This is a genomic window from Paenibacillus cisolokensis (assembly GCF_050481165.1).
Classification (GTDB): Bacteria; Bacillota; Bacilli; order Paenibacillales; family Paenibacillaceae; genus Paenibacillus_AH; species Paenibacillus_AH cisolokensis.
Map to the genome: position 1 here is coordinate 53,888 of NZ_JBCNFP010000140.1, position 11,688 is coordinate 65,575.

At 64.8% G+C, this 11,688-nt stretch carries 7 protein-coding genes; all 7 read right to left on the minus strand.

What is annotated here, in order from left to right; genetic code table 11:
- Positions 1–3 precede the first annotated feature (3 nt).
- Positions 4–1,314, minus strand: coding sequence for an alpha-L-fucosidase (locus tag ABEV74_RS20130; protein WP_430148929.1), 1,311 nt, complete (start codon positions 1,312–1,314; stop codon positions 4–6).
- Entirely contained in the window at positions 1,311–2,231 is a 921-nt protein-coding gene (gene dapA, locus ABEV74_RS20135) for a 4-hydroxy-tetrahydrodipicolinate synthase (RefSeq protein ID WP_430148931.1), read from the minus strand. The genes ABEV74_RS20130 and dapA overlap by 4 nt, the downstream gene beginning before the upstream one ends.
- Positions 2,232–2,248: 17 nt before the next feature.
- Complete coding sequence (locus ABEV74_RS20140) at positions 2,249–4,249, minus strand: alpha/beta hydrolase family protein (RefSeq protein ID WP_430148933.1); 2,001 nt, start codon at positions 4,247–4,249, stop codon at positions 2,249–2,251.
- On the minus strand, positions 4,246–7,287 hold the full coding sequence (locus tag ABEV74_RS20145; RefSeq protein ID WP_430148936.1) for a glycoside hydrolase family 2 protein: 3,042 nt from the start codon (positions 7,285–7,287) through the stop codon (positions 4,246–4,248). Before ABEV74_RS20145 ends, ABEV74_RS20140 begins: the two co-directional genes overlap by 4 nt.
- A 30-nt stretch (positions 7,288–7,317) precedes the next feature.
- A complete protein-coding gene (locus ABEV74_RS20150; RefSeq protein WP_430148939.1) occupies positions 7,318–8,172 on the minus strand; it encodes a sugar phosphate isomerase/epimerase family protein in 855 nt (284 codons plus the stop codon).
- Positions 8,169–9,263, minus strand: coding sequence for a Gfo/Idh/MocA family protein (locus ABEV74_RS20155; RefSeq protein WP_430148941.1), 1,095 nt, complete (start codon positions 9,261–9,263; stop codon positions 8,169–8,171). Before ABEV74_RS20155 ends, ABEV74_RS20150 begins: the two co-directional genes overlap by 4 nt.
- Positions 9,264–9,326: 63 nt before the next feature.
- Positions 9,327–11,687, minus strand: coding sequence for a glycoside hydrolase family 95 protein (locus tag ABEV74_RS20160; protein WP_430148943.1), 2,361 nt, complete (start codon positions 11,685–11,687; stop codon positions 9,327–9,329).
- Position 11,688 lies beyond the last annotated feature (1 nt).

Sequence of the window (11,688 nt, forward strand, 5' to 3'; positions counted from 1 at the left end):
AACTCATACCTCCGATTTCAAAAACAGCTCGATCACCGGGACGACCGCATCGGGCTTCTTGACGGGCAGCGACAGCGTCAGCGTCGAAGCATCCCGCCCTTCACGGTACGCGCCGTCCGCCATGCTGCTCTCCGACGCGCCTTCCTTGAACTTGATCTCCGATCCGTCGTTCAGGAGCTGGGCGTATTCCACCTTGCCGGCGAAGCCCTGCAGATGAATGTTTTTGAACGGCCAGCTGAAGACGTGCACGTACATCCGGTTCGTGGCGGGATTGTACGTCAGCCGGCAGTCCGCCGGGGCCGGGAACGAATCCGGAGCGGCGGTGCAGCCGTAGATGGAGCGGCTATGCAGCCTCATCCACCGGCCGATCCCCTCAAGCCGCTCGACGGCGCGAGGGTCCAGCTCGCCGCGGGCGTTCGGCCCGACGTTGAGCAGCAGATTGCCGCCTTTGCTGACCGTATCGATCAGCATTTTGACGAGCGTCTCCACGCTCTTCCACGATTCCTCGTCGCGATAATACCCCCAGGAGCCGCTGAACGTATGGCACGTTTCCCAGACGACGCGGCGTCCCCCGACGCGGACCCATTCCTTCGGCATGTACTGCTCGGGCGTCGTGATGTCGCCCCCGACCTGCAGGCGGTCGTTGAGCAGGATGCGCGGCTGCAGCGAACGGATCGTGCGGACGAGCTCCTCGCTCCCCCAATCGTCCTTCCCTTTCCCCGGCAGCCCGTTCTCCTCCGGAAAGGAGAAATCGAAGAACATCAGATCGATGGGGCCGAAGCGGGTCAGCAGCTCTCTCGTCTGACCGTGCAAATATTCGCGGTACCGGGCGAAATCCCGCTTCTTGCTCTCCTCCGCGAACTGCGGATCGAACCGCAGCGGATGCTTCGGATCGATCGTGTAATGCGGATGATGCCAGTCGATGAGCGAATAGTAAAACCCGATCCGCATGTCCCGCTCGCGGAACGCGTCGACCATCGGCGCCAGGAGATCCCGGCCGGCCGGCGTGCGGGTCGCCTTATAATCGGTCAGCTCGCTGTCCCACAGGCAGAAGCCTTCGTGGTGCTTCGTCGTCACGACCATATATTTCATCCCGGCGTCCGCGGCGAGCTTCGCCCACAGCCGGGGATCATACAGATCGGGATCGAACCGCCTGAAGTATTTGGCGTACCGCTCCGGGCTCATCCGCTCGCGGGACTGCAGCCACTCGTGCCTCGCGCCCATCGCGTACAGTCCCCAATGAATGAACAGGCCGAAACGGTCGTTCGTGAACCAGCTGCTGTCCCCCGTCGTCACCGCGATGTCGTCGTTCATGCCTCGCTCTCCTCCGTTTCCTTGTCATGAATATAGCCCCGCTCCCGGTAATAGCCGAGCACGCCGTCCAGCTCTTCCGACACGTCCGGCGGCAGCGGAGCGATCGGCATCCGGCACGGGCCCGCTTCCAGACCGATCCGATTCAGCGCTTCCTTGAACACCGACGGCAGCGTCGCCTTCCGGTACACCTCGGTCAGCGGCGCGAGCAGCGACTGGGCCTTCGCGGCCGCCTCGCGCTCCCCGCTCTTCCAGTGCGTATAGATCGAGATCATCAGCTCCGGCACCACGTTCGCCGAGCCGCTGACGCCGCCCGTACCTCCCGCTTCCAAAGTCTCCAGCAGCAGCGCATCCGAGCCGGCCAGAACAGCGAAATCGGGTCCGCCCGCGGCGATATACTGCCGGATCGTCTCCATGCTCCCGCTGCTGTCCTTGATTCCGGCGATATTCGGAATGCGCGCGAGTTCCGCCACCGTCTCCGGCTCAAGCCGGACGCCGGTTCGCGCCGGAAAGTTGTACAGCACGATCGGCAGCGAGACGGATGCGGCGACGCTCCGGTAGTGAGCGGCCAGCTCCCGCTGGGTGAACGGCAAAAAATACGGGGTGATAACCGACAGCGCGTCCACCCCGATCGCCTCCATCTTCGCGGACAGCTCCGCGACTTCGCGCGTGCTGCCGCCGCCCGTGCCTGCGTATACCGGCACCTTCCCCTTCGCTTCGTCCACGACGATTTCCATGATCCGGACTTTCTCGTCCGCCGACAGGGAGAAAAATTCCCCGTTCGTGCCGAGCCCGAACAGTCCGTGGGCGCCGGCGGCGATGAGACGGCGAACCGACGCCCGCAGCGCAGGCTCGTTCACGTCTTCCGTCTTGGTAAAGGGCGTCAGCAATACCGGTATGACCCCTTGCATCAGCTTCATGCGACTCTCTCCTTCATTCAGCGAATCAGGCGGCCTTCTTCCGCAAGCCACCGGTCCATATCGGGCAAGTCGAAATAACGGAGCATGCCGGGCAGGATGAAGCTGAGCGTATCGGCCTGCTCCCGAATGCCGACCGGACTTGAGATCCAACCGGCCAGGCTGGCGATCGGGCGGTTCTTCATCCGGACTCGCCGGATTCTCGTCTCGAGCAAGGCCGCCCATCCGGCGTAGACGGCGTATCGGCCGTCCCCGAACAATTCGACGTCGTCCGTCTTCGCAAGCGCCAGCGCAATCGCCTGTAGCACGTCGTGGACGCGCAAGGCGGCCATGCTGTCGCCGAGCCACATCAGCTCGTCCGTCAGCCGGTCGAGCGCGCCGAACAGCCGGTACGGGTCGTTGTCCGGCCCGCCCGCGTACGGCAGGAGGGCACCGACACCGGCCGGATCGAGCACCCATGCCGCCCGGCCGGACGAACACGTCTCCGCGATCCAGTCGGCGTGCGGGGCCAGCCGCTCCGTCCCCCCGTCCCAGACCGCGATCGTGATCGGCAGTGGACACCCGGCGTACCTGGCGTCCCGGAGCAGCAGAGCATGTGCGGCGAGACCGGGCCGGGTCCGCCAGATCATCCGGGACGTCTTCCACCCGTCCCAGTCCCCGACTTCGACGACGCGCGCATCCGGATCGGCGGGCTGCCGGTTCCGGCGGACGGCGACGGACAGCCATTCGAGCGCCCGCATCTTCCGCTCGGGCTCCGTAATCGCCAATCTTTCCGCTTCCGTCTCAGACAGCCGGATGCCGATCTCGTCGTAGATGCTGCGCGCGCCCTCGACTTCCCCCAAGATCTGCCCGCCGCGGGTGCAGAGCAGCTTCTCCGGCGGCAACGGCGCAACCGGCGGCGCGTCCGACGGCGCCGCGACGCGCTGCGGCTCTTCCGGCCGGCGGACCGGGGCCTCCAGCAGATGCTCCGCGAAGAAACGGGCGGCCGCCCGCATCAGCGGCTCAGTAAAGCGGTGCCGTCCTTCGTCCTCGAACAGCTCGAGCCGGCCGCCGCCGCCCATCAGTTCCCAGAACCTGCGGCACGACTCCACCGCTTGGCGCGTTCCCGCGACCGGCACGGAATCGCCGGTCGTCGCCAGCACGAGCACCGGACGCGGGGCCATCGCCAGCAAGATGTCTTCGTGGTCAAAGCCGAGCGCCGAGAAGCCCGGCCACTTCTGCTCCGCGTCCTGCGTCTTGCCGGTACCGATAAAATGCGGGCGTGTCGTAATGAAGCCCGCCGGGGCGGCGGCAGCGATCCGGCTGTCGTACATCATCAGGAGCGCCGTCTGCATGCCGCCGCCGGAATGGCCGATCGCCCCGATCCGCCGCGGGTCGACCTCCGGCCTCGCGCTCAAGTAGTCGACCGCCCGGACGGCATCGTGCAGCATGTAGCGCGCCAGGCTGTCGCCGAGCGGCAGGCAGCGCCGGCCGGCGTTCTCGTGATCCTGCACGCTGTTCAAGGCCGGCTGCATCGTTTCCCGGTCGTACGCGCTGAACCGTTCGCCCTGTCCGATCGGATCGATCACCATGACGACGAGTCCTTCGCGGACGAGATACTGGCAAGCCATCTGATATTCGTCGCAGCGCTTCGCCTTCTCGCGGTGGCCGCACAGCAGCAGCACCGCGCCGGACGGCGAGCGGACGCCGTCCGGAACGTAGACGTTGGCGGGCACATGCACCCCTGGCCGCGGCTCGTAGATGACGTTCTCGACGCGGAATCCGTCCGCGTTCACCCATCCGGCGACGCGCGACGGAAGCGGCGACGTCCCGGCCGGCAGGCCGCCGATGCACCGCTCGAGGCCTTCCCGGATCGCCCGCTGGCGGCGGACGACGTCTTCCGCCCGCCGCAGGGCCGCCCGTGCCCGCTGCCCTTCGCTGGCCGCCCGCATCGCCGCCTCGTACGTCCAACGCGTCAGCATCTCGCCCGGTGCGCCATCGAACGGCGCAACGTTCTCCGGCCACTTTTTCATGCCGCTCATGATTCCCGACCTTCCCGATCCCGCGTCATGAGCGAGACGAGCAGCCGGTCCAGCGCCGGATTGCAGCCGATCCGTCCGTCCAGCGGAAGAGCGACGAAATAGAGCGCGCTCTTCCCGAACCGTCTGGCGGCGACGACGGGAAGCTTCAGCTTCTCGCCGCGCGAGCGGCTGTATTGGTAAGCGAAGGCGATCGTCTCGAGGTCTTCCCCTTCCAGATGGCAATCGACGACGCCGTCGACACGGTCGAGATCTTCGTTGTAGAAGTACGACAGATCGTCTTGCTTCATCCATTGCAGACCGGGAACTCCCGCCTTCACCGCCGCGAAATACCTCGTCTTCAGCTTGACCGTAGCGACGGACGACCTGACGAAGTCCCACTCGTCCCGCTCGCCGGCTCCGCGAACGAGGAGCACCGGCGCGCCTTGCCGGGCCCGCTCCAGTATGGCCGGCCGGAAAGCGGCGAACGTCTCGCCGGACGACACGACGACGGGGCCGTCCCCTCCTTCGCCAGCATCCGATCCGAGCGGCCGGGCGCGGAGCCCCAGCCGCTCGCACAGCCGCCGGGCTGCGTCGCCCGCATAGGCGGCTTCCGCCCGGGGCTTCGGCAGCTCGGGGAACGCGTCCAGCTCGAGCCGTTCGCGGTTGACGACCGTACCCGTCCGATCCACCAGGCAGGCGTCCACATACAGCCGCCGCCTCTCCGCCGTCCGCGGCACGTCGAGAGGAATCGTCCCGGCGTAGCGCGAGGACGCGGGAGATACGGCGCACCGCATCAGGCTGTAGTGCGCGTAATCGCGCTCGTCGTCCCGCAGCGTGGCGACGATGCGGCAGTCGTCCAGCGTTTCCGGCGTGTCGTTAAGCAACCACGCTTCCACTTCCAGCCGCTCGCCGCCGTACGCGCGCCACCGGTCCGTCCGCAGATGGACGCGCACCGGTTCCAGGCAGGAACGGTACGTGAAGTAAGCCGGCTTCGGAATCCGGTCCGCGCCCACGAGCGCTTTCATCCAGCCGGAAGGCCAGGCGTCGATCAGCAGATGAATCGCGGTCGACACGATATAATCCGCCCTTCGGCGCCAGGCGTCGGTCATCCACCGGGTCGCCAGGCTCTGATGCCGCTGGCTGGCCGCGACCCAATCCGCGAGCGTCTCCTGCTCCGGGTACCAGTCCCCGTGCAGAGGGTACGTCTGCGCCTTGACGATCCGGTCCGGCATCCACGGCCCTAGCGGGTCTTGCGGCAGCCATTCCTTCGGATACCGGCTTATCATAAGGTCCGGGTTGTCGAGGCCTTCTGCCCCGTATTCCCCGCAGCCCGCCTTCCAGCCCGCCTTGACCGGCGGCAAATACCCTTTGAGCATTTTGCCGACGCTCAACGTGTTGTCGGTATACCACATGTTGTAGCAATGGAAATCGGGCAGCCCTTCCCGCGTCGGCGGATTGTAATCGCCGTCCGTGTTCTTGACGACGCGGTCGGGATTTTCGACGTATATGGCCGCCCGGGCCGCGGTGAAGAACGCCTCCAGCTCGTCCCGATGCAGATGGCGGTGGCCTTTCTTCCGCTTCTCGGTGCGGGACGGCTCATTGATAAGCGAGACGACGACGGACGACGGATGGCTGCGGATCAGCCGTTCCATCTCCGCCGACTGCCGCACCGCTTCGCAGAACTGATTGCGGCGGATGAAGCCGAATGCCGGAAGATCGCATTGATGCATCATGCCCAGCATATCGAAGTAATCGTATATTTCTTCCTGCACGGGCCGCTGCGTGATCCGGTAAAAGTTCATGTTCGCGAGCTTGGCGATCAGGATGTCGTCGATGAGCTGCGCGTAGTCGCGGCGCATGACGCACTGCTGCAGGTGGCCCATCTCATTGGCGCCGCGCAGGACGATTGGCCGGTTGTTCAGATACAGCGATCCCTTCGGCTTTCCCTCCTCATCCATATGGAACTTCCGCATGCCGAAATGGCGGTCGCGCTCGTCCGTCTGGCTTCCGTGCTTCAGACGGACCCTGGCGGTATACAGCCAGGGCGTATCCGGCTCCCACAGCCGGAATGACGGTATGTCGATACGGTAGCGGAAATAGTTCATACCGGGACCGGCGTACGGCACCTCGCACGCGAAGGAAGCGGCGGCCGCTCCTTCGAAGTTTTTCGGCAGGAGGTTGACGGTCAGCTCCGCGTCCTCGATCAGGCCGTCCGTCGCGTTCACCGCGTCGACCCACACCTCCGCGAAGCCTTCGTCGATGTTCGGCCGGACGAAGATGTCGCGGACGAAGAGCTTGGGCCGCTCCTCCAAATACACGCTGTTGTAAATGCCCGCACCGGGAGGGCAATGATGCCATCCGCTGTACGGATCGTCCCATCCCGGACCGGTTGCGGCGTACATTTTGTCCCCGTCGAGCGCCGTACCGGCGACGCCCATCATCGGGTAATCGTTCCGCACCTCGACGACGAGCGTATTTTGTTCCCGGAGCAGGTCCGTGACGTCGAAATCGAAGGGAGCGAAAAACCCTTCGTGACTCCCGAGACATTGTCCGTTCAAATAGACGGTCGCCTTGTAGTCGACGCCTTCGAAAGCCAGATAGACGCGAAGGTCCGGATCGGAAGGCGCAAAAGCGAAAACGGTGCGGTAATAGCCGGTCCAGCGTCCTCTTTCGTCGGTCGGACCCCGAAAATCCGGAATGCTCACCCGTTCCCAATCGCCTTCTCCCGCCAGAACGCGGCGGAAATCGCGGTCTTCCGGCATCCGGTAGCGGAACTGGAACTGATCGATGTCCCGCCGGTTTCGGCGGATGCCGGAAACGGGCGTCAAATCGCGGAGAAACGGGGCATAACGGGCGCGAAGCTCCTCTAATTGCACGCGGAATCGGGCGAGCTCCTCCTCGTAGCCGATCGTCCCCGGTCTGTCCGCCGCCTCCGCGCCGGGCGAAAAATAGATCGTTTCATGGCATGGCGGCGGAATTTCCGCCAGCGTTGTCCCGCTTGCCGGATGTTCGCGGGAGGCGATTTCGGCGAACGGGTCCGGATGGTGGTGAAGCTTCAACTGGATATCCTCCTCGCAAATGATAGGTCGTCAGTCCGGCATGGGGGAGGCCGACTCGAAAGCGTTGCGGATATAGGCCAGGCATTCGCCGACCTCGCCGGCTTTGGCATGCTCCAGCACGAGCGGAACATCCGGTAATCGGCCGGCGAGCATGGAAGCGTACAAAGCCCAGTCGGCGTCTCCCGCACCCGCCCGCGGCGTCACGATCCCCCGTTCTCCATAGACGGTGTCCTTGGCGTGGGCGACCGGCGAGCGCGGCCCGATGCAGTCGAAGATATGCGCGAATGCTTCGGGCTGGCGCTCCATATCGCCCGGCTTCAAATAATTGAATGGATCCATGACGAAGGCGATTCCTTCCGATCCGAGCGCCTCGACCAGCCGGATCGCCTGATCGGGTTCCGCCAGCACGTTGTTCACGAAACCTTCAAGCAACAAACCCGCGCCACGCTTCGCCGCCCGGCTCCGCAGCCGGTCGACGGCCGCGAGCAAATCTTCCCACGCGGCGTCCGTGCGGTTGTCCTCGCAGTCGCGCCATGAATTCGTCGGATGGAGGCTTCCCGTTTCCGTTGCGATCCAGCGCGTCCCGTACGCCTCGCACAGATCGATCATCCGCTCGAACTGCTCGAGCTTCCGCGTTCGCTTGTCCGGGTCCGGGTGGACGAGATTCGTATAGCCGGACAGCGCGACGACCTCGATGCCGCACCTTTCGAATGCGGCGCGAACTTTCTCGGCACGAGCAGGCGAAAGCGGCTCGTCGTCCATAATCCCGAGCGGCTGCCGGGGGTCGAGCTGGACGAATGAGAAGCCGGCGGCGCGGGCCGATTCGGCCATCGCATCGGCAGTGTGCCCGTCGTAGACGTAGCTCATAAATCCGAGCGGATTCACCTGGCGCCCGCCCCTTTCAGCAGCCGCTCTTTATCCACGGTTGTCCCCTCGCGGCTCGCCAGGGCCATCGCGGTCGTCAGCGCGACCGTCTCCAGATTGTCCTCCGGCGGGACGGGCGGCCGCTCCCCTTCCCGGACGGCCTCGATGAACGCCTGCATCGAGCCGGCGAATGCATCGGGGAACCAGGAGCCCTTGAGCTTGATTTCGTGCACGGTATTGCGATGCTTGGTCAAAGCGATCGAGAGCGTGTCGTGCGTGCAGGACAGGCTTCCTTCCGTACCGTCGATCCACCAGACATAGCTGTGGGTGCGGCTCGCCTTGACGATGTTGTTGAACTGCAGCGACGCCATCAGCGGCTCGCGGCCGCCGGTCGGGCCGAACTCGATATTGGCCGAATACACCATCGGATCGACCGCGTTCTGATTCGGCACCATGGCGGTTGTGCAGTGCACGCGGGACCAGGGCCTGCCGCCGGGACTGAAATGCCGGCACAAGTCCGCGTAGTGGACGCCGTGGTCGACGATGTTGAAATCGGCCATCTTCGTCCACCAGCGGCCGGCCTGATCCTGGTAGGCGCGCATCAGATGTTGAATATAATAAACGTCTCCGATCAGATCCTGCTCGAGCGCCAGCTTGAGCGCCTTGTGCGCCGGCGCCCACCGCGCCTGCTGGTTGACGCCCAGCACGATGCCGAGCCGGCTCGCCTCGTCCGCCAGGCGGACGGCCTGGTCCAGACTCGCCGCCAGCGGCTTCTGGCACAGCACCGGACGCGGCGCCTTGCCGATCGTCCGCAGCACCTCAAGCCTCGCTTCCGGATGGATCGCCATGTCGATCACCCGAACCTCGTCAAGCTGCAGCAGCTCGTTCGGATCGGTCGTCCAGAACGGGATATCGAACGCTTCAGCGGTCGCGCGCGCGGCCTCGGCATTGATGTCGCAGCAGGCGACGACGCGCATCCCGTATTTGCGGTAGGCCGGCAGATGCGCCGTATTCGCGATGCTGCCGCAGCCGATCAGGCCGATGCCCCAGTTCCCGGGGTCGTCCGCCCGCCACTTCCGCGGCAAATAATCTTCGGGCTGTATCCATTGCATCCTCTCTTCACTCCTGTTAGCCCGAGCCGGCCGCCGGCCGGCCGGGCGAGAATGGCGGCGATTCTAGCCGCCCAGTGCAGTTTCCGCGGGACGGCGTCCGAGGCGTTCCGGCACGAGGGTATACGTCCTGCCCGCTTCGGCAAGGAACTCCGTCACGACGCCGTCCGACTTCCGTTCGACCGCCTCGCTACCCGATTCGATGTCGAGCGGCTTCCCCGGCCTCATGCAGACGACGCGGCACGTCCCGCTCTTCGCCGCGTAAATCCGGCAGCCCGCGAGCATGCCGTCCTCCCACTCCAGATCGACGGTATAGCCGCCGCGCGCCCTCAGGCCCCACACGCTGCCGCTGCGCCATGCGGCCGGCAGCGCCGGCAGCAGGTTCAGCTCGCCCGCGTGTGACTGCAGCAGCATCTCGGCGATGCCTGCCGTTCCGCCGAAATTGCCGTCGATCTGAAACGGCGGATGGTTGTCGAACATATTCGGCAGCGTCGAATGGGAGATGAGCATGCGCAGGTGCTCGTACGCCTTCCCCGCCTGTTCAAGCCGCGCGTAAAAATTGACGATCCACGCCCGGCTCCAGCCGGTGCTCCCGCCGCCTTTGGCAAGTCGACGCTCCAGCGTCCGCTCCGCAGCCGCCGCCAGCTCCGGCGTATACCGGGGATGGATCAGCTCCCCGGGATACAGGGCGAACAGATGGGAGATGTGCCGGTGGCCGGCCTTCGCCTCTTCCCAGTCTTCAAGCCATTCCTGCAGTTGTCCGTGCTTGCCGATCTGCGGCAGCGGAAGCCGGTCGAGAATGGCTTTCCACCGGTCGCAAAGCTCCGGTTCGGTCGGCACGACCTCGGCCGCTTTCAGGCAGGCGGCCAGCAGCGTGCGGATGATCTGCGTATCCATCGCCGGTCCCATGCAGAGCGAGCCGACCGCGCCGTTGGGGCGGATGAACTGGTTCTCCGGCGAAGTGGAAGGTCCGGTGACGAGCCGCCCCTCACCGTCTTCAGTCAAGTAGTCGAGGAAAAACTCCGCCGCCTCCCGCATAACCGGAAACGCCCTGTCGCGCAGGAACGCTTCGTCCAGGCCGAAACGGTAATGCTCCCACATATGGAGCGCGAGCCAGGCAGCGCCGAGCGGCCAGATCGAGCCTGGCATATGGTTGCCCTCAATCTGGGTCGATCCCCAGATGTCCGTATTGTGGTGCGCCACGAAGCCTTTGCAGCCGTATACGTCACGCGCCGTCTTCCTGCCGTTCACGCGCATCCGCTCGATCAGGGCGAACAGCGGCTCGTGGCATTCCGGCAGATTGCACGATTCGGCCGGCCAGTAATTCATCTCCGTATTGATGTTGAGCGTGTACTTCGACTCCCAGGACGGCGTATAGCTTTCGTTCCATATTCCCTGCAAATTCGCGGGGTTGCTGCCGGCGCGCGAGCTGGACATGAGCAAGTAACGTCCGAACTGGTAATAAAGCGCAATCAGCGAAAGATCCTCCTCGCCGTCGCGGAACTTCTCCAGCCGCATATTGGTCGGGAGCTCCCGCAGCTTGCCGCCGCGGTCCGCGGGATCGAGATCGAGCCGGACTCTCCGGAACAGGGAGAGATGCTCTTTCACATGGTCCCGCTTCACCTTGACGTACGTTTTGTGAGACGCCTCCTCTGCCTGCCGGACCGCCACCGACTCGGGATCGTCGTGGCGGAACGTCGTTGCCGACGCCAGGTACAGCGTCGCCTCCGTCGCATGGCGAACGAGCAGGAAATCGCCGACCGTCTGGACTGTCCCTTCGGTCGCGACCGCCTTGAGCGCCGTGGAGAACTGAATGCCGCCGCGCCCGCACTCCCCGTTCATCAGCAACATGTCGGACGACGGCGCCGACGTCCCGGGATCGAACGGCCGCCGGCTCAGGTGGAAGCGCAGATTCAATTTGCCCGGAGCCGCGCAGCGGATATGAATGACGATGACCTGGTCGACGGCGCTGCTGAACATTTCCCGCTCGTACCGGATGCCGTTCAACCGGTAAGAGACGCGCGCGATTCCTTCCTCGATATTCAGGTCCCGGTAATAGTCCGAGATCATTTCCTTTTCCCCGTTATGGTAAAAGTTCAGATCGGCCAGCGGCTGGTACGGATTGAGCGATTTCGGCACCGACATCATCGCCATCTGGGCCAGCTCTTCCGCCTCCTGCTGCCGCCCCTCGCCGAGTAGCCGGCGAATCTCCGGCAAGTACTGCTTCGCCTCGGGGTTGTCCCCGTTTTTCACGCTGCCGTACCAGACGGAATCCTCGTTAAGCTGCAGCCTTTCCGCATAAACCTTGCCGAATATCATCGCCCCGAGCCGGCCGTTGCCGATCGGCAGCGCTTCGTTCCATGTTTTGGCCGGCTTGTCGTACCAGAGTCTGCACGTTTTGTCCGCGGCATCACTTGTCTGATTCAAT